General features: G+C 55.3%; 19 protein-coding genes and 1 tRNA gene. 10 read left to right on the top strand and 10 right to left on the bottom strand.

Annotation, left to right across the window (positions count from 1 at the left end):
* Positions 1–226 precede the first annotated feature (226 nt).
* From ASN_RS13425 to ASN_RS13405, 5 genes are all read left to right on the top strand, one after another.
* Positions 227–910, top strand: coding sequence for a YoaK family protein (locus ASN_RS13425; protein WP_039905264.1), 684 nt, complete (start codon positions 227–229; stop codon positions 908–910).
* Between the two features lie 540 nt (positions 911–1,450).
* Positions 1,451–1,870, top strand: coding sequence for a hypothetical protein (locus ASN_RS13420; RefSeq protein ID WP_058988472.1), 420 nt, complete (start codon positions 1,451–1,453; stop codon positions 1,868–1,870).
* An 11-nt stretch (positions 1,871–1,881) separates the two neighbouring features.
* Positions 1,882–2,529: a cupin domain-containing protein gene (locus tag ASN_RS13415; protein WP_231948238.1), complete on the top strand. Its 648-nt coding sequence runs from the start codon at positions 1,882–1,884 to the stop codon at positions 2,527–2,529.
* Positions 2,526–2,963, top strand: coding sequence for a cupin domain-containing protein (locus ASN_RS13410; protein ID WP_058988470.1), 438 nt, complete (start codon positions 2,526–2,528; stop codon positions 2,961–2,963). Before ASN_RS13415 ends, ASN_RS13410 begins: the two co-directional genes overlap by 4 nt.
* 52 nt (positions 2,964–3,015) lie before the next feature.
* Positions 3,016–3,846 (top strand): class I SAM-dependent methyltransferase, encoded by an 831-nt coding sequence (locus ASN_RS13405; RefSeq protein WP_167541318.1) that lies wholly within the window; start codon positions 3,016–3,018, stop codon positions 3,844–3,846.
* Here the strand turns inward: ASN_RS13405 and ASN_RS13400 are convergent, their stop codons facing one another.
* Positions 3,847–5,205, bottom strand: coding sequence for an amino acid permease (locus ASN_RS13400; RefSeq protein ID WP_058988468.1), 1,359 nt, complete (start codon positions 5,203–5,205; stop codon positions 3,847–3,849).
* 86 nt (positions 5,206–5,291) lie between these two features.
* Positions 5,292–6,737: an alginate export family protein gene (locus ASN_RS13395; RefSeq protein WP_231948237.1), complete on the bottom strand. Its 1,446-nt coding sequence runs from the start codon at positions 6,735–6,737 to the stop codon at positions 5,292–5,294.
* Between the two features lie 866 nt (positions 6,738–7,603).
* Between ASN_RS13395 and poxB the strand changes: the two genes are divergently transcribed.
* Positions 7,604–9,340 (top strand): ubiquinone-dependent pyruvate dehydrogenase, encoded by a 1,737-nt coding sequence (poxB, locus tag ASN_RS13390; protein WP_035378147.1) that lies wholly within the window; start codon positions 7,604–7,606, stop codon positions 9,338–9,340.
* 126 nt (positions 9,341–9,466) lie between these two features.
* On the opposite strand, the gene ASN_RS13385 is transcribed toward poxB, so the two are convergent.
* The 4 genes from ASN_RS13385 to ASN_RS13370 form a co-directional block, all read right to left on the bottom strand.
* Positions 9,467–11,236, bottom strand: a complete 1,770-nt coding sequence (locus ASN_RS13385; RefSeq protein WP_058988467.1) for an AIPR family protein — start codon at positions 11,234–11,236, stop codon at positions 9,467–9,469.
* Between the two features lie 143 nt (positions 11,237–11,379).
* Positions 11,380–11,453: transfer RNA gene (locus ASN_RS13380), tRNA-Gly, on the bottom strand.
* 65 nt (positions 11,454–11,518) lie between these two features.
* Positions 11,519–12,907, bottom strand: a complete 1,389-nt coding sequence (gene radA, locus ASN_RS13375; RefSeq protein WP_035378142.1) for a DNA repair protein RadA — start codon at positions 12,905–12,907, stop codon at positions 11,519–11,521.
* A 54-nt stretch (positions 12,908–12,961) separates the two neighbouring features.
* A complete protein-coding gene (locus tag ASN_RS13370) occupies positions 12,962–14,275 on the bottom strand; it encodes a UDP-glucose dehydrogenase family protein (RefSeq protein WP_058988466.1) in 1,314 nt (437 codons plus the stop codon).
* A gap of 298 nt (positions 14,276–14,573) precedes the next feature.
* Between ASN_RS13370 and ASN_RS13365 the strand changes: the two genes are divergently transcribed.
* The 4 genes from ASN_RS13365 (at position 14,574) to ASN_RS13355 (ending at position 19,106) form a co-directional block, all read left to right on the top strand.
* On the top strand, positions 14,574–15,359 hold the full coding sequence (locus ASN_RS13365) for an MlaE family ABC transporter permease (RefSeq protein ID WP_006559776.1): 786 nt from the start codon (positions 14,574–14,576) through the stop codon (positions 15,357–15,359).
* Positions 15,356–16,132, top strand: a complete 777-nt coding sequence (locus ASN_RS13360; protein ID WP_058988465.1) for an ABC transporter ATP-binding protein — start codon at positions 15,356–15,358, stop codon at positions 16,130–16,132. The genes ASN_RS13365 and ASN_RS13360 overlap by 4 nt, the downstream gene beginning before the upstream one ends.
* Positions 16,133–16,266: 134 nt before the next feature.
* Positions 16,267–16,410: a hypothetical protein gene (locus tag ASN_RS19995; protein ID WP_162829227.1), complete on the top strand. Its 144-nt coding sequence runs from the start codon at positions 16,267–16,269 to the stop codon at positions 16,408–16,410.
* Positions 16,411–16,664: 254 nt separating this feature from the next.
* Positions 16,665–19,106, top strand: coding sequence for a DUF3772 domain-containing protein (locus ASN_RS13355; RefSeq protein WP_058988464.1), 2,442 nt, complete (start codon positions 16,665–16,667; stop codon positions 19,104–19,106).
* A 108-nt stretch (positions 19,107–19,214) separates the two neighbouring features.
* Here ASN_RS13355 and ASN_RS13350 read toward each other — a convergent pair whose 3' ends face one another.
* The 4 genes from ASN_RS13350 to gmk all read right to left on the bottom strand — a co-directional run bounded on the left by ASN_RS13350 (position 19,215) and on the right by gmk (position 24,208).
* A complete protein-coding gene (locus ASN_RS13350) occupies positions 19,215–20,729 on the bottom strand; it encodes a replicative DNA helicase (protein WP_006559781.1) in 1,515 nt (504 codons plus the stop codon).
* Between the two features lie 187 nt (positions 20,730–20,916).
* Positions 20,917–22,116, bottom strand: coding sequence for an AGE family epimerase/isomerase (locus ASN_RS13345; RefSeq protein WP_231948236.1), 1,200 nt, complete (start codon positions 22,114–22,116; stop codon positions 20,917–20,919).
* The gene (gene rfaE1, locus ASN_RS13340) at positions 22,116–23,549 is read right to left on the bottom strand and encodes a D-glycero-beta-D-manno-heptose-7-phosphate kinase (protein ID WP_058988463.1); all 1,434 of its coding nucleotides are present in this window, start codon (positions 23,547–23,549) and stop codon (positions 22,116–22,118) included. The genes ASN_RS13345 and rfaE1 overlap by 1 nt, the downstream gene beginning before the upstream one ends.
* 5 nt (positions 23,550–23,554) lie before the next feature.
* On the bottom strand, positions 23,555–24,208 hold the full coding sequence (gmk, locus tag ASN_RS13335; protein ID WP_058988462.1) for a guanylate kinase: 654 nt from the start codon (positions 24,206–24,208) through the stop codon (positions 23,555–23,557).
* Positions 24,209–24,259: the final 51 nt, after the last annotated feature.

Below are 24,259 nucleotides of genomic sequence, written 5' to 3'. Positions count from 1 at the left end.
ATTATACCAAAGAACGGTGTGACAGGGGGAGAAACGCCCGCAAATCAAAAATACAAGAGCAGACAAACTTCTTTTCTCATCCACCGTTTCCTGCTCAAGATCGGCATGCAAAAAGCCGTGCAACAGCCCCATAGGAGCCTTGACAACAGAACCACACAAAAACGTGAAAAAATGATATGAGACCCCTTATCCCTCTTTATCCACCACTTTATTGTCCGGAGATTTCATGACCACCCGCGCAGGCCACGACCCCCGACTGGTTGCCGCCATTATCTTGGTAACCATGGCCATGGGCATGCTTGATGCCGTATCCCTGCTGCACCTGAAAATCTTTGCTGGTTACATGACAGCGACCATCCTGCTCATGGCGGTGCATATTGCGACATCGGAAACGGTGGTACTGTCCGGCTTTGAAGCAATTGGCCTCTATCTTCTGGGGGCCGTTACGGGTGGACGCCTTACCCGAAGGGACCGCACGGTTCGCTACGCTGTGGGGGATATCCTGTTGCGTGTTGGTCTGCTGGTGGGGCTGACCGCTTTGGTCTGGGCGGCCAACCCACCGGGCCGTACCTACATCACACTCGGCCTGCTGGCTTTTGCCATGGGCATGCAAACTTCCGCCACGCGGCACGCCAGAGTAGCGGACATGAGCCTGCCTGCCGCCACCATGCTGCTGCATGGTCTGGCCCACAACAGCAGTATTGCCGGAGGCTCCAATCCCGGCACATGGCGCAGATTGGCCGCCATCGGCAGCCTGTTTGTGGGAGCCGTTATCGGCACGCTGGTTTCCAGCCACAGCATATCCCTGTCCATTGCCATTGCCGGGGCTACCATTCTTTCAGCAGGAACGCTGCTTTACCTGCGCGAACACGGCCTGCTGGTGCGTCTGGACAGTCTAACCATTCACTAAATAGGGTGGGTAAGAGGCTTAATGGCCGGGCGTAGAGTGTAGCAGTCAGCCTGAAAATCTATCAGCTTGATCTGGCGCATTTTCAGCGGGTGACTGTGTGGGATTTGCATCCCGATGGCCCCGCATCTCGTCTTCACATCCATCCGTCAGTCTTTCAAACTCCCCCTCCCTGAACTGCTTGTTCAGAACAGCCTCTAAAAGTCAGAAACAGAAGGCTAACAAGGATGCGTCGGGTGGAGGCCCCTGCGAAGAGGGTGCACCCGCCCCTACAGGCGCAAAGGGAACACTCTCTGTCCAAACGGTTCTGCCTTACGGCTTGCGCTCCCCACGCATCGAGGTGATAATTCTATCGTAACAATATAGCGGAAAAGTCAGGGCGTGATGATCTGGCAAGCGATCGCAGAGAGATACGGCTTTCTGGCTTTGTGCTGCGTCCTCTCAGGTGCAGCAATACGCTGTGAGGCCGCAGAGGCCGGAACATCGCCCGTTCCGTCACAGGTGCAGGGTCTTTCCGGCTGCTGGAAAGGCGACGGGACTGTTATGAAAAAGCCCGTGTGGATTCATCTGGCGGCCAAGCCAATAGTGCTTGGCGCGATGCTGACGATTGATGCAACCAGCACCGCCAAGAATGATAAATCAGATCGTTATGCAGCACATCTTCTGTTCGGTGCAGGCCCTGAAACTGCTCCTCACCCAGATGCACAACACCCTGTCAGTGCATTCTGGGCCGATAGTTTTGGCGGAACATTTGCCGTTACAGGCAGCGGTATCACGCTACTTGATGGTTTTGACATCGTATATCATTACCCGCAACAGACTTTCCTGAATCAGTGGCGCAAGCAGGGAAACCATCTGACATGGGAGATTTTCACCATGTCGTCCGGATCAGTCCTCAAAAAATTGTTTGCCCAGTATCGTTTGCAAAGCACTCCCTGCACTTCCACCGACCATAAAGAGTGATGGTGCGTGACATGAAAACACTTGGCACAAGACGATCCCTGCGGCGCTTTTCTGCTTCTTTGCGAAAGTTGCGCGCCCTTGCCGCTACACTCACCATCTTTCTGGGTCACTCACCTTGCACCGCAGGGGCGGAAACTGCCTTTTCCATGCCGCCAGAGGCGCAACGTTTGATTACGCATTATCACATGCAGCCAATCCCCGTTGAAGGAGGATGGTTCTCCCAGTTGCAAAGAACACCGGAAACCATTCCCGGGGCGGTGCTGCCTGCCCGCTATGCAGGCGTTACACATCCTATCTCAACAGCCATTCTGTTACTGGAAACCCGAAGCGGGTTTTCAGCCCTGCATCGCTTAAAAACTGCCGAGATCTGGCATTTTTACAAAGGAGATGCCATTCATCTGCTTCTGCTTTACCCCGATGGCAGCATCAAGCGGGTAATATTGAATTCAGAAAACCCCGCCTTTGTTGTGCCGGAAGGTGTGTGGCAGGGCTCGGCCCCGGAAGGCCCCTTGGGGTGGGCCTTTGCAGGCACCACCATGGCGCCCGGTTTTATACCGGATGATTTTGAAGCCGGAGAGCGCACGCAACTTTCCCGCCTGTATCCTGCTGCGGCCAAAGACATTCTGGCGTTAACCCGTGAGAAAGCCCCCACGCCATGAAGATACTGGTTTCTGTTGTTCTCATCCCGGTGCTGACGGCTTTTTCCGGCATATCTGCACATGCCCAGACACTCACACCCGCGCAGGTACCCGCGGTCACACCCTCGGCTGGAAGCAGCCTGAAAGAACTGATTGGACGAAATGCGCCCCTTTCATCAAACAGACTGAGCGTGGCCTTGTTCACGCTTAAGCCCGGCATTGCCTATCCGGAAAGCTACAACAAAACTGCCGAAGAGTTTTTTCTGATCCATGAAGGCCATGGCACGGTTTGGCTGGAAGGCGTTCCCCACACAGTAAAAGCGGGAGACATTGTGCGCCTTCTTGCCGGCAGCCGACACCGCATTGCAGCAGCACCCGATAGTATGCTCAGCTTTTACGCGCTCACGGCCCCACCATTCCAACCGTCCGACTATGTGCAGACAGGAAAACCGTGAAGAAACCAGTTACCTAATTTTAAGCAATAATCTGGCCCATGGGATGATTTTTATGAAAACTGTCTCGCTCCAGAAGAAACGTATATCGTTTGGCGAGGATGCCGCCGCCTACCAAAGCGCACGCCCTCCCTACCCCGCTACGGTTTACGATCAGCTCATGGCGCACGTGCCTCTCTCTGGAGCGCACATTTTTGAAATTGGGCCGGGAACGGGGCAGGCAACACGCACCCTACTGGCGCATATGCCTGCTGAACTGAAAGCGATTGAACCAGACACGCGGCTATGCGCCTACCTTGAAGGTCATCTTGCCCCGACGGCTCCGGAACTGTCTGTGGTTCCCTCCTCCTGGGAGGACGCGCCCATTGAAACAGGCCGATATGATCTGGGCATTGCAGCAACAGCCTTTCACTGGCTGCCGCAGACAGACGCTTTAGGCAAAGTTTATCAGGCTCTCAAACCCGGTGGGTGGTGGGCCATGTGGTGGAATGTATTTGGTGACCCGGATGAGCCCGATGCCTTTCATCAGAAAGCCAGTCCGCTGTTTGCCCAACTGGGTGATAGCCAGAGTTGGCAACAGGGCCAACTTCCCTTTGCACTGGACCGCTCGGCACGCCTGTCCGACCTTGAGGCGGCAGGATTTCAGGACATGGAAACAAGTTTACTGCGGTGGAGCATCACCATGACAGCGGCACAAGTCTGTGCGCTTGCGGCAACCTTCTCGCAAGTTATCACGGCTGAGCCGGTTATAAAAAAGACCTTCCTGAATGCCTTGGCTCAGCTAGTAGACCATGAATTTGGCGGCACGGTGGAGCGGCGGTTCATGACCGCGCTCTATATGGCGCGCAGGCCGCCCAATCCCGTTTTACGATCAAACCCCCTCTGATCAAGCCCGACGCCCGGCACGAAACGAGGCCAGCGCGTAGCACACAACCGATGTGCCAATACTGGCAACAGCCGTCATCCGTTCTGCGGGGTTCAGCAGCATGGCCAGAAATACAAACACCACGGCAATCAGCGCTACATAGTTGCAATACGGAAAAAACGGGATGGTGTAGCCTTCCGTATCACCCGCTTGCTGGGCTGCGCTTCTGGCTTTGATGTAGGCCGCCACAATCATGGAATACACCACCAGAATAACGCCACCACTGCAACTGAGCAGAAAAGCGAAAATGGTATCTGGCGCGAGAATGGAAGAAAACGCCACCAATGTTCCCGCCACACTGCTGACCACAATGGCCATACGCGGTGCATCCGCAGTTGATTGCCGCACCAGAGAAGACGGAGCATCCCCACTGGCCGCAAGTTCAGTCAGAATACGGGAGGTGATGTACATGCTGGAGTTCAGGCAGGAGACAATGGCGCTCAGCACCACAATCCGCATCAGAAGACCTGCGCCGGGAATACCCATGGCATCCATGGCCGTAACAAACGGAGATTTGCCGGGAACAATGCTGGTCCACGGCACTACCATCAGAATCATGGTGACAGACAAAAGATAGAACAATGTCACACGCGTGCCGATGCTACGTGTGACACGTGCCACGTTCTTCCCCGGCTCTGGTGATTCCGCGGCCGCAACCGTGGCAATTTCCGAACCCATCATGGTGAACAGAATTGTGGGAATAATGGACAGAACAGCCACAAACCCATGCGGGAAAAAACCACCATGCCCGACAAAATTCTGGATGGGGGCGGTCCCGGGTCCGAACAGGTGCAACACATACAGCGCAGCCACCAGAACGAAGGCGATAATGCTGACAACCTTGACCAGAGAGAGCCAGAATTCGCACTCCCCAAACACCCGTGGGGCTGCAAAGTTGATCAGCTTGAGCACAATAATCAGACCAATCGCCAGCACCCACACCGGCAGCCTGACCCAGTCCTGTATCACTATGGCACCCGCTATGGCTTCACTGCCCAGCACCACAACCCAGAAGAACCAGTAGAGCCAACCGGCGGTAAACCCTGCGCGGTCTCCGCACGCGGTGCGGATGTATTCAACAAAGGAGCCGCGCCCGGGGCTGGCTACCACCATTTCCCCCAGCATGCGCATAACCAGAATGACCAGCGCGCCCACAGCCAGAAAAGCCAGCAGCACGGCTGGGCCCGTGGCCGCTATGGCGGCCCCGCTCCCGACAAACAGCCCCGCACCAATAACCCCTCCGAGAGCGATCATCGCGATATGGCGATTCCGTAAACCCGCGGCTGATGTTGTGGTTGGAGTGCTGTCCTGTTCAACCATGTGCATGGCATCCTTTCGTGTCGTTGCTATTGTGAATCGTTAGCCTGACGAAAAAAACTACTAATTCCCGTTGGTAGATAAGTCTTTCAGAAGTGTTTGTAAAAATACGCCTCTATAATTCCGGCGTGGTGGCCAATATCTGGCACCGGATAGCCGCCCGGGACGCCCGCATGAGCCAACGCCCGGCCCGATGGTCCGGCAAACGCAACACCGCCCGCCAATGCGGCGGATGTTGTGGCATTCATGGTATATTCAGCCGTGACATCCAGCTCATCAGAAATATGGCGGCCCACCGATTTCAGGCCCACACCTGAAGGATAGAGCAAGGACAGATCATAGTAATGAAGCCCCAGCTTCAGGTTGTCCCCCTTGTTGAGCAGATGCACCGGGGGCGTGGCCGTGAGATCAAGCTGATGCACTTCCAGATCAGAGAGCGGAGCGAGATACATGCCCACAATTTCGCCCGGCCAGTATCCGCCATACGTGTAGCGCTTTCCATCATACAGGAAGAACGTATCATAGCTGTGCTTGACCGTTCCGTTAGGGTTTTTATTCCCACCATAGCGCGTGTAGCGGTAAAAGATCTGCGGCTGCCAGGGTAGCATGGTGAACCTGTAACCGGGCTCAAAATACATGCCGTAAGCTTCAACCGATTTGTAACCATTGCCTGCGTGACTGTTCTGTTCAGACACAAAGCTCCCATAAAACGTGAAGTTTTTTGAAATCCCCAATGGCCTGAATGGAACCAGGGCACCGCCCCAACTGAGCGAGGCGACATTCATGCCATTACGATCCCCACGGGCTGAATAATCATAATGGGAAGACGTATCAGCATCCCGCACATGGAAATAGGTCAGCGTGACGTAAGCCGCGCGATCAGCGTAGGTGCTTTCCCCATGGCCGCCCGGCGTATTGCGAAACCAACTGACATCGAACCCGACAAATTTGGTTTTTGGCCGGTCATTGCCCCAGTCGATATCGTTATCCGCATTGCTTTCCAACATGAAGATATCCGCCCGCACCGGATTGCCTTCCAGTTTGATGACACCAGGGCCGGAGAAGGCAAAGCGTGGCGCATACCACCATGCGCCACGGCTGCCCGCGCTGTAGGTGCCTTTCCCGATCAGAAAGCCATCATCCACAGCAAAGGCCTGCCGTCCCCCCAACACGGTAAGCTGCTGGCTTTTACCTGCCAGATGGACAGGCAAGGTCACGCCGATATTGGCTTCTTCCAGATAAATGGAACGTGGGGTTCCGGCTGTCTGAGAGACTTCCTGCGCATCCCCATGCCCCAGAGTAGCGGCTCCCAGTGCGGAAGCCTTGCCAATAATGGCCACGCCCTGCCCCAGATCCCAGCGCCCGGACAGAATGGGCTTGCCATATAATTCACCATAAGTCGGGCTTTGCGCCCTGTTATAGCGGCCTCCCGAACGCGGTGCGTAAGAACCTGCGCCAAAATTGACATTGGGAAGGTAGAAAGCTGAACCGCCGATATCCAGACCACCTTCGATCGTTATATCTTTGACAGACACCAGCGTTTTTTCAGCGCATGCGGGAGAGGCCAAAACCGTGGCGCAGCAAAACAGAACAAGCGGATAGACACAGAAACGCATATCGGCTCAGCGCCATCCGGCATATCGCAAGATACAGACAATGGACATAACGCCCTTCTCCCATAGTGGAGGGCCAAATATCCTTTATGGGCAGTGTACCATCAGGATTATTGGCCCTGAGCCATATGGCCCGCAGCATTCCGAGACCCTGATAATCTCGAATATGTTATAAAATTTACATTATGATATAATATTTTCAACCCAAACTCTTTCCGAAAATTATCCGTCTTATTACTATAAAAACCATATTATTTCTAAAATAACGCAATAAAAACATGTCACCCAAGCAACGTTAAAGGTGGGGCGCATCCTCTAATATCCGGCAGAAAACCGCTATTTTCTGCCTCCATTCTTATCAACTTCCTCATTATTTATAACAGGCGGCACCCCATGCAAAAACCGGGAAAGGTTAGCTGTTTAATTTTTTAAACACAAACCCGTGATCACAGACCTGTTATTGATGACATTTTTGTCATTTTTACTTTATAACCATTTCAAAACAATATGTTACTTTCAATTTCTTCGCCAAAATCAGAGCTGCCTCTCTGCACCCTCGATTTTTCCCGATTTTTAAAATGAACGCCTTCAGACTCCGCTTGCAAAACTGTACAAGTATTCCTTCTTCGTAATAAATGGTTATGCACCATATCTGGCCTTATGTTCCTGACCACGCTGAGGCGCGCACCCAAGGATGCCGATCAACCATCCCCATCCGCAGGGAACCTCCTTCAGCCGGAGGTCTTCTAGAAGCATTACCCCCTTCTATGGACTGAGGACTGAAGAGTATGGCGAAACCCAATGTTGCGGATATTCTGGTACAAACGCTCGAACAGGCTGGTGTCGACTCTATTTATGGCGTGGTGGGCGACAGCCTGAACGGCATTACGGACAGCCTGCTCAAACGCAAGACCATCCGCTGGGTCCATGTCCGGCATGAAGAAGTTGCCGCCTTTGCCGCTGCTGGCGCGGCGCATGTTACCGGCAAGCTGGCTGTTTGCGCAGGCTCATGCGGGCCGGGCAACCTGCATCTGATCAATGGACTGTATGATGCCCACCGCTCCCGCGTGCCGGTTCTGGCCATTGCAGCCCAAATTCCCAGCCCGGAGATTGGATCGGGCTATTTTCAGGAAACCCGGCCGGAAGCCCTCTTCCGTGAATGCAGCCATTATTGTGAAACCATTTCCTCACCCGAGCAGGCCCCTCGCGTGGTTGAAGCCGCCATTCGCGCCGCAGTGGGTCAAAAAGGGGTAGCGGTCATTGCCATCCCCGGGGATGTGGCGCTGAAGGCAGCAGTTAATACCGTTATTTCCGAAAAAATAGCCCTGCTGCCTAAAGAGCCGGTTGTTGTTCCGCCAGAAGACGATCTGGCCGCTTTGATAGATCTTCTGAAAAGCGGAAAGCGCATTACCATTCTGGCCGGGCGCGGCTGCGCTGGTGCCCATGCCGAACTCATCCGGCTGGCCGAAACCCTCAAGGCCCCCATTGTCCATGCCCTCGGTGGGAAGGAACATGTGGAATATGACAACCCGTACGATGTGGGCATGACAGGACTGATCGGGTTCTCCTCCGGTTATCATTCGCTGCTGGCCGCTGATGTCGTGCTGATGCTGGGCACGGACTTCCCTTACCGCCAGTTCTATCCGGAAGACGCAAAGATCGCGCAGATTGATATTCGGCCCCAGCAACTTGGCCGACGCTGCCCCCTCGCCCTTGGTCTGGTGGGGGATGTGAAACACACCCTGACAGCACTGTTGCCTCGGCTGACGGCCCGCACCGACCGCGCCCATCTGGATAAATGTCTGGAACTTTACAAAAAAGCACGTCAGGGACTGGATGATCTGGCAACCGGAGGCACCAAAAAACCCATCCACCCGCAGTATCTCACCCGTCTGATCAATGAAACCGCGACACGTGACGCCATTTTCACGGCAGATGTCGGCACCCCTACGGTGTGGGCTGCACGCTACCTGAAAATGAATGGACAGCGACGGCTGATGGGGTCCTTTGTCCATGGGTCCATGGCCAACGCCCTGCCGCAGGCCATTGGAGCGCAGGTGGCGCAACCCAACCGTCAGATTATCAGCCTCTCAGGTGATGGTGGTTTTACCATGCTGATGGGAGACCTTCTGACACTGGTTCAGGAAAAACTTCCGATTAAGCTTATCATTTACAATAATGGCACTCTTGGTTTTGTGGCTATGGAAATGAAAGCCGCCGGATATCTGGAAACAGGCGTGTCCCTGCAGAACCCGGATTTTGCCGCCATGTGCCGTGCCATGGGCATTCATGCTGTGCGTGCAGAAACACCCGCCGAATTGCCTGCTGCTGTAGACAACATCCTCAACCACCCCGGCCCTGCCGTGCTGGATGCCGTCACCAACACGCAGGAACTGGCCATGCCACCCAAAATTGAAAAATCCCAGATTACCGGCTTCAGTCTTTACGCTCTCAAAGCCATCATGAACGGTCGGGGTGATGAGATTATTGATGTTGCCAAAACCAATATTCCGTTTCTACGGTAAAAAAGTGGCTATTATTGATTCAATAACAGCCACTTTGATAGCTCGCTTCCTTTGTCGTTCAGACAAAGGGCTTAGCCTATAGATGAGGGGAGGAGAGTTAGGTTTTTTGAACCATACGCTTCTTATTCAATTAATTTTAATGTTATCCTTTATACTTTCAAAAAAACTTGCGTATGGCCCTTTTAAAGTAGCAACTAATTGAGAAAATGCTTTTAAATTGTCACTAATTCTTTCTTGATTTTTCAACCCGTCAGTAAGAGCCTTGTCGAGATGAATATGCAGTCCGGACAAGGCTTCTACGGTCGGTTTCCAAAGCTGCACTGCTTGTTCTGGTGAAATTCTCTCTCCAAATCTAAGTAAGAATTTATTGGGTATAGGTTTATCTATGATAGTTTCAAGACACTCCCCCACTGCAGCGACAAGCAGAAAAACCGAACCTCGTTTTCGGTAGAAAACCAATTTTTCTTTTTCTGCTCTAGTTAATTCTCCTCCGCTCTCTTCTTTAGTTCTTAAATCATTTTTCTCGTTCTCAACACATCTTAGGAGAGCGTAAGCAAATACAATATGTTTTGCGGTTAATTGATCATTAAAAAATCTACTATAGAGCACATCTCTCGACCAAATAGCTGATTTTTCATTATACGCAATTGTTGGCGCGCCATGCAACGAAGCTAAGGCTTGGCCAACCGAATAAGAAGGTAATAATTTCGGACGCCGTTTAATTGCAGCAGATATACCTCCGCGTCGCCCTCCATCATATTCTGCATCAGGAATAGCCTTCATTTCCCCGACCAAACGACGCTGTATCGGGTCGGTACTTCTAAAATCAGATGCCGTAACAGCATTTTGACTATTGTTATACCTTACGACATCAGAAATGAGATCCTCATTATTTGTGGAAATAAAACGAGCAAGAACATATGAATCATCAGATGGTTCATTATCAGAAGTTCCAATTGTACCTGTGGTTTGCGCACCATTAACAATAGAAATTCCTGAAACTATCACTTTTGTTTTCCCATCTCCTTCCCTGATCTGTTCAATTTTATGCGTCAATATTGTTAATCCATTATTATATATAAAGAAATTATTCGGGGACTCTTCTAATGTTTTCTGCATTTGATAGTTTATATTTGAATCCCCAGCTTTTACCCCTAAAAAATCCCTTACATTTGCTGAAAAAAGGTTTGTGTTATATTTTTTATAAAGATCCCTTAATTTTTTTACTGATATTGGAATAACCAAATATTTCCAATCCTCTTCTTCAAAAAAAAGTCCAGGAACAGAATTGAATATTATATTATCAGTAACCAATATAGGAGTACTTGTGTCTGTATACAATTTCTCCAAGTTGTCAGTAGAAATCTCTTCTCCAATAACAGATATTGATTTTTCTTTATATTGACTAGAAAGTATAGCGTTAACTGTTTGTTGTATAGCCTTCATTTCTCTAGATACATTGATCGATGATGGGCAATTATGAACAAACCATACATATACCCTATCAATAGATCCATCCTGAACTGCAGAACGAAGCAATTCCGCACTTGCTTTCAATCTATCCGGGACTTGCCCGATCTCTACTTCCAAAAGCCAAGAGGCAGCTTGACGTAGAGTTGCAGCTTTACCATCTCTTGCTTGCGCATTAAGGCGCTCTGCATAGTAAGACTGCGCAATAATTGCGATCCTTAAATCAAAATCCACATAGACAGCATCACAACCTTTATCGTCAGGCCCATCTACTACAGCGTCTGCTCCAATAGTCACAAGGTCATCATAGCCAAATTTCAGAGCCATCGCGAACAATGCTAAGCCAGCACTTCCAAATTGAGCCAAATCCTCTCGTTCTTTATACGCATTATTCCAAGTACGAATATTTTGAATGTTACCCGACATGTATCACCTTATAAATAATTACTTTTTGTAATTTTGCTTTCTATGACTGTATTTTGAATTCTAAAATTATGAAAATACGAACAATGCATAACAGACTTATGCTGTCTACATGGTTTTTCTTTGGATGGAAGGGGAGATGCAACTGGAGCGGATGAGGGGAATCGAACCCCCGTATGCAGCTTGGGAAGCTGCCGTTCTACCATTGAACTACATCCGCGTTCTGTGGCGCGCACTATAGCGATGCCCAGCGCCTCTGACAATCCGGTTTTTGATCTGCCAGAGCTATTCGGCTTCCATTTCCGCGCTGATCAGGTCTGAAAGGTGCCCAATCTCGCGCAGGGCAAGCCCTTCTGGTGGTTTGCTGCGCGCACTGCCGCGCGCAATACGGCGGGGCAGCACGGCACGATCAAACCCCAATTTGGCGGCTTCTTTCAGGCGTGCATCTGCCTGCGCCACCTGCCGGATTTCTCCTGACAATCCCACTTCACCAAAATAGACTTCACCAGAACTAGTAGGCACACCGCTGGCTGCGGAAATCAGGGCTGCCGCCACGGCAAGATCTGCCGCTGGCTCCGCTACTTTCAGGCCCCCAGCCACATTCAGATAGACATCCATGCCGGAGAGTTTCAGGCCACAGCGTGTTTCCAGCACGGCCAGCAGCATGTTTAGCCTGCCACTATCCCACCCCACCACGGCCCGGCGGGGCGCGCCATCTCCACTTTTGGGAGAAAGCAGCGCCTGCACTTCAAGCAGTACGGGGCGCGTGCCCTCCAACCCGGCAAAAACGGCAGACCCGGCAATATTACCGCGCCGCTCGGCCAGAAACAGGGCGGAAGGATTGCTCACTTCCTCAAGCCCTCTGTCCGTCATGGCAAACACGCCAATTTCATCCGTTGCACCAAAACGGTTCTTCGCAGCGCGCAAAATACGGAACTGGTGCCCTCGGTCGCCTTCAAAATACATGACGGCATCCACCATGTGCTCCAGCACACGCGGGCCCGCCAACGCGCCTTCCTTGGTAACATGCCCAACCAGTATCAGGCTGAACCCACGGCGCTTGGCCAGACGGATGAGTTCAAACGCACAGGCCCGCACCTGAGAAACAGTGCCGGGTGCGCTTTCCACCGTTTCAAGCCACATGGTCTGAATGGAGTCGATTACCACCGCCCGCACATCAGGCTCGGCTTCCAGCGTGGCCACAATATCCATCACATTGATGGACGCTGCCAGATCCAACGTGGCGGTGCCAACGCCAAGACGCAGAGCACGCAGACGAATCTGATCGACCGCTTCTTCGCCTGAAATATAGAGAACACGCTCGCCCTTGCCCGCCAGACGACACGCCGCCTGAAGCAGCAGCGTGGACTTGCCGATGCCGGGGTCTCCCCCCACCAGCACGACCGAAGCCGGAACCAGTCCGCCCCCCAGCACGCGGTCAAGCTCCACAATACCAGTCTGGGTACGGGGCGGAGGGGCAGCCATGCCCTCCAACCCTTCAAGCTTAACCCGGCGCCCCTTGCCAGCCGCACGGGGGGAGGACGCCGCCAGAGGTTCAGCAGTTTCCTCCACCAGCGTGTTCCATTCTCCACACGCTTCGCACTGGCCGATCCATTTGGGATACACCGCCCCACAGGCCCGGCAGACAAACTGGCGGGACGGTTTTTTAGCCACGATGTTCTATCCTTGTTCTCATTCTGAATGATGTAAGGCTAAAACATCCAAGGCTCAAGGGCGACCAACAGACTCGTAGGTCAGGCCCGCCGCCCGCATGGCGGTCGGATCAAAAATGTTGCGCAGATCAACAATCACACCATTGCGCATCCGTTTGGCCAGTTCTGCCGGAGAGAGCGCGCGGAACATGTTCCATTCCGTCAGCACCACCAGCACATCGGCCCCTTCTGCTACCTCCAGCGCATCGGTGCAGTACACCACATCCTGCGGCAGAAGCGGCTTGGCGGCAGCCATACCAACGGGATCATACGCGCGGATCGTTGCGCCCGCTTCTGCCAGACGATGCAGAATCGGGATGGAGGCAGATTCGCGCATGTCATCTGTCTCGGGTTTGAAAGTCAGCCCCAGCACGCCAACCGTCTTGCCTGCAACGGACCCACCACAGGCAGCCGCAATACGCCCGGCCATACCTGCCTTACGGGCTTCATTTACCTGTACGGTGGTTTCTACCAGGCGGCATGCACTATGCGCTTCCTGAGCAATGCGTGAGAGCGCCAGCGTATCCTTGGGGAAGCAGGAGCCACCATACCCCGGACCGGGCTGCAGAAAATCCCGGCCAATACGCTTGTCCATGCCCATGCCCCGAGCAAGATCATGCACATTCGCACCCAGTTTTTCGCACAGATCGGCCATTTCATTGATGAAGGAAATCTTCATGGCAAGGAAGGAATTGGACGCGTATTTGGTCAGTTCCGCTGTTTCCAGCCCGGTGAACAACAACGGCGCTTCAACCACGGACAACGGACGATAGACTTGCCGCAGCACGCCTTCCGCACGGCTTGCCCGTTCTGGCAGACGCTGGTCCAGACCGATAATCACGCGATCAGGCCGCATGAAGTCTCCAATGGCGCTGCCTTCACGCAGAAATTCCGGATTGGACGCCACATCAAAGTCAGCATCAGGCCGTGTCTGGCGAATAATCTCTGCAATCCGGCGGCTGGTGCCCACGGGCACGGTGGATTTGGTGACAATCACGGCATAACCGGTCAGGGCTTCCGCAATCTGGCGGGCAGCCGCGTGCACATATTGAAGGTCTGCAGCGCCGTCACCATTCCGAGGGGGCGTGCCAACCGCAATAAACACCGCTTCCGCGCCAGTTACAGCCTGCGCAATATCATCACCGAAGGTCAGACGACCAGCCTGGCTGTTAGACGCCACAAGAGCATCCAGGCCGGGTTCATAAATCGGAATACGGCCATCCCTCAGGGCAGACAGTCGCTCCGGGTTGGTTTCAACAATGGAAACATTGATGCCGAATTCGGCAAAACACGCCCCGGATACAAGCCCAACATATCCGCCGCCGATCATGGCTATGCGCACTTTCTGTCCTCCGCCTTCTCGCTTCTGCCATCCCCTCATCCGTCAGCGGAGTGAGAGGGAAGACATATTTCTGTGCCACACCAATGCCCTCCCTCGCCGCGCCCTGCAATGGGGCAGCCGTGCAACGGGCCTGTTTTGCGCGTGGTTTATGCTGCTCTTTCCGCGTCAAATGGATAGGGAGCCAGCGCAAAGACAGACTTCAGGCTTTGACGCGCCCCCCATAGTCGGGCTACGGCAGCTAGAACGTGTTTTGACACTCGCCTGCAGGAGCGGACAACCAAAACGGATGAATATGGTGCTCACTCTCGTGGCCGGACTGGGTCGCGGTACCCTTGCCTTGATACGGGCTGCAGGGTCTCTGGCTCTGTTCGCGCTTGAAGGGCTTTCCCACATTGTGCGTCCTCCCTTTTACGGGCGTGTCTTTCTGGGGGCTTTTCTGGAAACCGGGTTTTTCTCCCTTCCTGTCGTGGCTTTGACCGCCCTTTTCTCTGGTGGGGTGATTGCCCTGCAATCCTATACGGGGTTTGCGCAGTATCATGTGCAAAGCGCCATTGCCGGAATTGTGGTGCTGGCCGTAACCCGTGAACTCGGCCCCGTTCTGGCGGGCCTGATGGTAGCGGGCCGCGTAGGGGCCGCCATGGCAGCGCAGATTGGCACCATGCGCGTCACAGACCAGATTGACGCCCTGACCACCCTTTCCACCAACCCCATGAAGTATCTGGTAGCGCCACGCCTGCTGGCGGGCCTGATTGCCCTGCCTCTGCTAGTGCTGGTGGCGGATGTTCTGGGGGTTGCTGGCGGTTTTACCGTATGTGTCATGAAGCTGGGCTTCTCCCCCAACGCCTATATCACCTCTACCCTGAACTCCCTGAAAGCCATTGATGTCACGGTCGGGCTGGTCAAGGCCGCTCTGTTCGGGTTCCTGATTGCGCTGATGGGCTGTTACTACGGCTACAACAGCAAGGGCGGCGCAGAAGGCGTTGGCTCCGCCACAACAGCGGCGGTGGTCGTGGCCTCCATTCTGTTGCTGGCCTTTGATTACCTCCTGACAGATCTGTTTTTCTCACAATGAGCACGTCTCTCCCCAAGATCCGCATCCGCGATCTGCACAAATCCTTCGGCACCAAAAAAGTGCTGGATGGCGTTAATCTGGATGTTGCGCAGGGCACATCGTTCGTCATCATCGGCGGGTCTGGCAGCGGGAAATCCGTGCTGCTGCGCTGCATTCTGGGCCTGATCATACCCGATTCCGGCAGTATCGAAATTGATGGCGAAAACATTCTCACCGCCACGGACAAACGCCGTGAAGCCCTGCGCGGTGAAATTGGCATGCTGTTCCAGAACGCGGCCTTGTTTGACAGTCTGCCGGTGTGGGAGAACGTGACCTTCGGCCTGCTGGCCCGCAAGCGGCTGAAGCGCCCGCAGGCACGTGAACATGCCGGGTCCATTCTGGCGCAGGTGGGGCTGGACCCATCCGTGGGCGATCTTTACCCCTCCGAACTTTCGGGCGGGATGCAGAAGCGCGTGGGGCTTGCCCGCGCCATTGCCGCAACGCCGAACATTCTGTTCTTTGATGAACCCACCACCGGACTGGACCCGATCATGGGGGCGGTAATTGATGGCCTGATTGTAGATTGCGTGAAAAAACTGGGCTCCACCGCCATTGCCATCACGCATGACATGGCCTCTGCCCAACGTATCGGGGATGAAGCCGCCATGCTCTATAAAGGGCAGTTGATCTGGCAGGGGCCAGCCTCGTCCCTCATGCACAGCGGCAACGCCATGGTGGACCAGTTTACCCATGGCCGCCGGGAAGGCCCCATCACCATGGAATTGCGCAAATAAAGGCCACCACCACGCTCCTGCTGGCCCTCTCACACGGGCCGCTACATTTTCTTTCGCTTTTTTGCCGCGCGTGCTTGCCCGCCTTCCTTGCGAATGAGATAGAAGCAGGAACAGATCCTTTCAGGAAAGAGACCATGAAACACGCGGTTATGATGCTGGTATGTGCTTTTGCGCTCTCAGCCTGTGGCATGTTCAAAAGCGAACCCAAGCACCTGACCACTCCCGCTCAGTGGGAAAAATACGGCTATCACGACCACCTGCACAGCGACCATAAATAAGGCGGCTGGGTAACAGCGTCTTCCTGCTTCTGTTTTTCTGGCCCCTTCCATAATCCGGCTCTTCCAGTCGCCGGGGAAGAAGGAAAAATAGGAAAAACGGTCTCTTCCCGCTGATCATTCCGCGCTATTCCGGCGTTGATTGTCATTTAGTCCGTAGCGTTCGCCGGTCTTTTCCCCCTATCAGAGCGCAACCTCCCTGTTAGCTGTCACGTTTGGCTGGGAGTAGTGTTTCTGGCGGGGTGTAGAGAAGACTGATGATCAGCAAGCCGTTTCGTGCGTTTTTCCCTGTTCTGGCCGTTCTGTTTCTGGGGCTGCTTTTCCCTCCCCTCCTCTCTCATAGCCAGGTCTGGGCGGCCGAGACGGATACAAAGCAGGTCTCTCAACCTGCCACTCCCGCTACGCCGCTCATTTCAGATATTTCTGCCGTGGCTACAGATGCCACGCTGGATCAGATCAATAATGAGATCCGGGCCATCTATCAGGACAGCCTGAAAAACTACTCAAAGAGCGAAAACGCAGCGGTTTTTGCAGCTCTTCTCAAACGCGCCACGGCAGTTTCAACCCGTACGGACGCATTGCTCGCCAAGATAAAACCCTACGAGTCCGTTTATCAGAATTTTCTGGACATCCTTGGCCAGCCTCCCGCCAAGGATGCGCCGCCCGAAGCCGCCTCCATTACGGAACAGCGCAAGACTCTGGCCGCCAAACAGCGTGATATTTCCGGGCGTATTACGCGACTGAAGCTCTATCAGCTTGAAGCCCAGCAACTGGTGGATGAACTTCGCCAGCACGGCACTGCCATTCAGCAGGCCACCCTCACACAACGGTTTCCCTCCCCGCTGGGTATCCCGTTCTGGACGCAACTCATCGCCACATCCGGGGATGATACGGATCGTTTCTCCAGCATCGTGCAGGAAACCGGTGCAGTTCTGATTGAGGCCTTCCGCGGCACCCACGCCCTATGGACATTGGGCGGCCTGGTTGTTGGCGGCCTGCTGCTGACGCTTTACTTCTTCTGCCATCATCCGGTGCGCATGCTGGTGGCCCGGTTTCTGCCAACGGGCCGCATCCGCCCTATTGCCGCAACCGTTCTATGCGCTGCCATCAGTGTGGCAGCATGGGCATTTGCCTTCCGCATTGTGTGGGGAGCCATAGCGTTCAATAACCCGGCCTTGGGAGAAGATCTGGACACACTGGCCGATATGGTCGCGTCTCAGGTACCGCTTTGCGGCTTTGTTATTGAACTGGGCATCAGCCTGCTGGCCAGCAAGCCGGAATGGCGGGTGTTTCCCATGCCGGACAAGGTTGCGCACAATCTGCGGCTGTTTCCCATCTGGTTTGCCGTCGCCCTGATTGTGCGCGGCGTTCTGCGCTATGTGGACACCAAAAGCGGGCTGAGCATCCTGCCGGTACAGTTGCTGGACGGGCTTTATACGCTGGCCGTCAGCCCGTTGCTGTTCGCCATTCCGCGCCAGCTCCGCATTTCTGCCGAGGAAGGCTCCGGCAGCCACCCTACAGTGGCCCCGTTCCTACGCACAATTGCCATGACCATTTCCATTGTGTGCTGGCTGGCTGTTCTTTCTGGCTACATTCCGCTGGCCTACACCATTATCTCATGGGTTTCGGTCATGGCCATCACCATGACAGCCCTGTTGCTGCTTGCTCTTCTGGCCACAGCGCTGGGCAGCAGCGTCTTTCCCTCTCACGGGCCGATCGGGCAGCATCTGGTGCAACTGGGGCTTGCGGCGCGACTGGTGGATCAGGCCAGCGTTGTTATTCCCGGTTTGATCAGCGTGTTTCTGCTGGTTGTGGCATTTTCCGTTGCCACAGCAGGCGCGGACTTTGACCCAACACAGGTTGGCAACCGTATTCTTTTCATCTTCCGTGGGCAAAATGGCGCGTCCACGGAAGGCAGTTTCAATATCTCGCTGGACACCATTCTGCTTTGTGCGGTTTTGCCCATTATCGGGCATTACGCCATTCGCATTCTCAAAAACTGGTTCCGTCAGCGCTTTTTCCCTACCACACGGCTGGATATCGGGGCGCAGGCGTCCATCCTGAGCATTATCACCTATTCCGCATGGATTCTGGTGGGACTGAGCATGGCGTCTGCCCTCGGCGTCACCATGAAGAGCATGACATGGGTGGTCAGTGCGCTTTCCGTGGGGATTGGTTTTGGTCTGCAATCCATTGTGCAGAATTTTGTGTCCGGCATTATCCTGATGGCCGAACGCCCCGTCTCCATTGGGGATGTGGTGGATATTGCGGGCGCACATGGTGAAGTTGCCCGTATCAGCGTGCGATCCACCAATATCAAACTGGCTGATGGTTCCACCATGATTGTGCCGAACTCCCAGTTCATCACCTCTGCCGTGCGCAACGCCACGCGGGCCGAAAAGCCGGGCGTATTTACCCTCACCCTCCAGCTGCCATTTGCGTCTGATCTGCAAAAAGCCATGGATGTGATGGTGGCCACCCTTGCCGCGTGCAAGAATGTTGACCCGCAACTGACCCCGACCGTCAGCATCTCCTCCGTAACCGATGGCTCAGCCCTGTTAACGGGCACGGCCCGCGCCCGCACAGGGCTGGACCCCGCTGCGGTAAGAAGTGAAGCCCTTTATGATCTGTGGCAGGCCTTTCAGAACAACCATATCCCCATCACTGTGCCGACCTCTCTGGCAGCCCCTAACAGCTAACAAAAAAGCCGGGTTCAGAACCCGGCTTTTTCTTTCCAGTGCAGGGAATACCGCTCGGTATGGCTAAAATACCGGCTGGGTCACTTCCCTCACCATCCGTCCGGTTGGTTAGCGGATCTGGTCTTCGTGAATGGTATCCAGATCTGTAAAGCGTGTGTATTCGCCTTCAAAATACAGATGTACAGTGCCGGTTGGCCCGTGTCTCTGTTTTTCCAGAATCAGTTCCGCCTTGTTATGCACCAGCCCCATCTTGCGCTGCCAGTCATCAAGGGCCGCTGAGTATTTATCCATGGAATCGAAGGCCGTTTCCTTGGGCATGCGCTGCTGCAGATAATATTCATCACGATAGACAAACATCACGGCATCGGCGTCCTGCTCGATCGAGCCCGATTCACGCAAGTCAGACAGCATGGGGCGCTTGTCTTCCCGGCTTTCCACCTGACGCGAGAGCTGGGAAAGTGCGATAACCGGCACTTCCAGTTCCTTTGCAATGGCTTTCAGCCCCTGCGTGATCATCGAGATTTCCAGCACGCGGCTTTCAGGGCGCGTTCCCACGGAAGGACGCATCAGCTGAAGGTAATCGACCACCACAAGGCTTAGGCCCTTGGTCCGCTTCAATCGGCGGCAGCGTGTCCGCATGGCGGAAAGGGAAATGGCCGGTGTATCATCAATCACCAGCGGCAGGCGCGCCAGTTCGCGGCTCACGCGCACAAACCTGTCAAACTCCTTCTGCCCAATATCACCACGACGGATGCGTTCGCTGGAAACCTCGGACTGTTCTGACAGAATACGGGCGGCAAGCTGTTCCGCCGACATTTCCAGCGAGAAAATGGCAACGGCGCCTTTAGGCTGCACGCCCGGCCCTTTATCCTCGGCATCCTGCATCAGAGCGCGTGCAGCAGAGAACGCAATCTTGGTGGCCAGCGCAGTCTTCCCCATTGCGGGACGTCCGGCGAGAATCAGAAGATCAGAGGGGTGCAGGCCGCCGGTTTTCTTATCAAAATCCCGCAGGCCGGAGGTCAGGCCGGAGACGTGTCCTTCGTTCTTGAACGCCTGCTCCGCCGTATGAATGGCGTTGGCCAGCGCACGGTCAAAACCGACAAAACCGCCATCCTGCCCTTTTTCAGTTGCCAGCCGGAAAAGCGCCTCTTCCCCTGCTGCAATCTGGTCCGGGCCCGACAGATCAGACGTTGCACCGAAGGCGTTGTTGACCACGCCCTCGCCAATATCAATCAGTTGCCGCCGAATCCAAGCATCATGAATGGCGCGCCCGTAATCCCCGGCATTGATGATCCCCACCATGGAGGTCAGCAGCTTGCCCATATAGGCCATGCCACCCACCTCGGAGAGGATACCCGAGTTTTCCAGTTCCGCCCGCAAAGTGACCGGGTCTGCCAACTGGCCATTTTCAATGCGGCGGGCAATGGCGTCATAAATGCGGCCATTCACCTCGTTGGCGAAGTGTGCGCCGGTCAGAAAATCAGACACGCGATCATACGCGCGGTTGTTGGTCAGCAACGCGCCAAGCAGCGCCTGCTCCGCTTCAAGGTTGGCAGGCGGCTGGCGAAGAGAGAGCGACAGGAGCGTTTCGTCTTCCGGCCGCGCGGGGGCTGTTTTGGTCATACTCACGCCGTTGGTTCTAACAGGTCTTCATTATGACGTCTGCATACGTTGTGGCAGCTTTCACGCCACACAAGGGGGTTTGTTTCCGCACCCAGAGTCAGGCGATGCCGGACTTAAATATCATAAGGGCTATCAGGCCTCTCATCAGTGCGCTCACTTGATCACAGTCCCCCACTGCCTCCCCGCTTCACAAGCGAGAGGCCGCCTGATCAAGTGCCTCAAATGCGGTGACGATATGGTAAAGTGAACTGGTTGGAATGGCCGTTACGGCTGGCTGGCCTGCTGCATCCAACTGGTCCAGCCACGTGCCCTCCGGGCAGCCGGTGAAATAGCGGGTCAGCAGAGTGTCCGCCATCCGCGCGGCCAAATGATCTGCGGTGTCCTGCGGGTTGACGGTCAACACACCACGCAGAGCCTCCCCCTGCACCCACAAACGGGACGAGGCTTTCAGGACTGTCCCATCCCGGCCTATGCCGTCATACGCAAAAGCGGTGTGAACATTCACCCCATGCTGCAGCGCAAACGCGTAGAGGCGCTGACTTTGGTGCGCTGTCTGCACCCCGCTCCACCGTGTGTATTCATGCAGCAGCCATACCCATTCAAAATGGTGGCCGGGCTCCACCCTGTTTCCGGCTTCTCCGGGGGCAGGTTGCCAGTTCTCCGTAAAAAACTCCCCCAATATGCCTGTTTCAGCATCCTGAAAACGCGTGCTGAACAACGCATACAGATCATGCGCCATTGCCAGATCTGCCGTGTCCCGGGTGGTCTCATACAAGGCCAGAACGGCCTCCAGCAGATGCATATGGGGGTTCTGCTGACGAGGAGCGTCCTTTTGCGGCAGCGTATTGAAAAAGCCACCAGTAGGCGCGCCCATATGGGCCCGAATCCAGCACAGGGTCTCCCGTGCCAACGCCACGGCATGACCGCTCTTGTCCAGCCTGCCGTGCCACGCCAGAGCAAACACCACGAAAGCAAGATCATACAGATCCGCTGTGGCATCCAGAACGCTTCCCTCCGGTGTCAGGCGACACACCCATCCTCCATCCGGGGTGCGTGCTTTCAGCAGAAAGTCGAAAATCCCTGCTGCGCATGCTTCCGCCTGTTTCCAGCCGCGCAAACTGGCCCATGAAAACACAAAAAGCTGCCGGGCCTGCACGCGCACCCGCTTGAAAGGGGGTAACGCAGGCACACCGGCCAGGGTCAGGCTTTCCTGTGCTCCCCGCATGGCCGGGTGGCTCGGCGTTCCATCACAGCCGGTTGTGGCCCAGAACGGCAAAGCCTGCTCAAACAGCCAGCGCTGAAAACGGTCCCGCACCGTCTGCAAAGCAGTCCCCTGCCCAGAAGCAACTGACGAACCGAGGGGCGCTCTTTGAAGACCCTGCGGCATCACGCACCGCGAATCCGGCCAATGGTGGATGTTGTGGAATGGCCCTGCGCCAGATCCGCCAGCACCAGCCTGCCTCCGGCGGCGGTAACCACATCGGCCCCCACCACATCTTCCGGTTTGTAGTCCGCACCTTTGATCAACACATCCGGCATCAGCGCCTTGATGGTTTCCAGAGGCGTATCGTCCTCAAACGCCACGACTGCGTCCACATACCGTACGGCAGCCATCACCCGCGCACGGGAATCCAGCGTGTTGACCGGGCGTTCCGGCCCTTTCAGGCGACTGATGCTGGCATCCGTGTTCAGGGCCACCACCAGTCTGTCACATGCAGCACGGGCTTCCGCCAGCAGGCTGACATGGCCGGGGTGCAGAATATCAAAGCAGCCATTGGTGAACCCCACCTTCAACCCACGCGCCTGCCAACGCTGAACCTGTGCCCGCGCCGCTGCCCGCGGCAACAGATGAGGGGCTTCATCAGGGCCGGACTGTTCATCCAGTTCATGCAGCACTTCCTGAATATCCGCCGTGGCGGTACCCAGTTTGCCCACCACAACCCCTGCGGCGGCATTGGCCACCCGCATGGCCTGCTCGAACGAGAGGCCGGAGCCAACCGCCAGCGCCATGGTGGCAATCACCGTATCGCCAGCGCCGGAGACATCAAACACTTCCCGCGCGCGGGTGGGAATGGAGACAACCGCGCCATTCCGCTGCACCAGCATCATGCCTTTTTCAGAACGCGTGGCCAGAATGGCGTCGGCTTCCGCGTCCGCCATCACCTTGCGGGCTGCAGCTTCCACCATCGCCTCGGTTTCCACCGACAGACCTGAAGCCTCGGCCAGTTCACGGGCATTGGGGGTAATGCAGGTGGCCCCGCAATAGAGGCGATAATCTGATGATTTTGGGTCCACAAACACCGGAATATTCCGGGCCTTTGCGGCACGGAACACGGTTTCCAGCACCTGCGGGCTGCAAACCCCTTTGCCGTAATCAGACACCACAACGGCCTGCACGCCTTCAGTACGTGCTTCAAGAGCCGCGCATAAATCCGCGGCTTCGCTCGCCTGCAAAGGCAGACGGCTTTCCTCGTCCGTCCGCACCACCTGCTGATGGGCGGCTATGAACCGGGTTTTGCAGATTGTGGGCCGACTGGTGGTGCTCACGGTGGCATCCACCACATTCGGGCGTGCCGCCAGAGCGCTCCTTAACAGCCCTCCGGCCTCATCATTCCCCACCAGCCCCACCAGAATGGCACGGCCACCCAATGCCGTTACGTTGCTGGCTACGTTCCCGGCCCCGCCAGCCATTTCCCGCCGCTTGTCCAGCAACAGAACTGGCACCGGCGCTTCTGGCGAAATGCGCTCCATGCTGCCGTATAAAAAGCGGTCCAGCATCACATCGCCAACACACAGAATGGAAACAGCCGAAAAATCCATCAGGCTCAGGCTCCAAACGTCCCAACAAATTCTTCAAGCCCGGTTTGCCGCCGGGTTTTCAGGCGTCCGGCAGTCAGAATGGCGCGGGCTTCAAAAATGGCACGGTCCAGATCCTTGTTCACCACCACATGATCAAATTCGTGCCAGTGGGAAATTTCATCACGCGCGGCCGCCATACGCCGGGCGATTTCATCCGGATGGTCAGACGCACGGGAGGTCAGACGGCGCTCCAGTTCTTCCAGCGATGGCGGCAGCACAAACAGGCTGACAACGTCATCCGGCAATGCCTGACGCACCTGCTGGTGGCCCTGCCAGTCTATATCGAACACCATGTCCTGCCCTGCAGCCAGCGCTTCCTCTACGGGAGCGCGGGGCGTGCCATAGCCACGGCCAAACACAATGGCCCATTCCAGCAACTGGCCCTTTGCTGCCATTTCCTCGAACTGCTCCATGCTGCGGAAGTGGTAATGCACGCCTTCCTTCTCACCAGGCCGTGGCTGGCGCGTCGTGACGGAAACGGAGTGGCGCAACTGGGGCTCGGACGCCCGTAAGGCGTTGGCAATGGTCGATTTTCCTGCCCCCGACGGAGCGGAAATCACAAAACAGACTCCGCGCCGTTTCAACCTCGCCCCTGCTTCAGACGTTCTGCCCTGCACCATACCGCGTTCCAACTCCCGTGTTGCTCACCCGCCAGCAAACGCTTGGGAAAG

Origin of the sequence: Acetobacter senegalensis, assembly GCF_001499615.1 — a bacterium.
Taxonomy (GTDB): domain Bacteria; phylum Pseudomonadota; class Alphaproteobacteria; order Acetobacterales; family Acetobacteraceae; genus Acetobacter; species Acetobacter senegalensis.
This window is presented reverse-complemented; position numbering and strand designations above follow the sequence as displayed.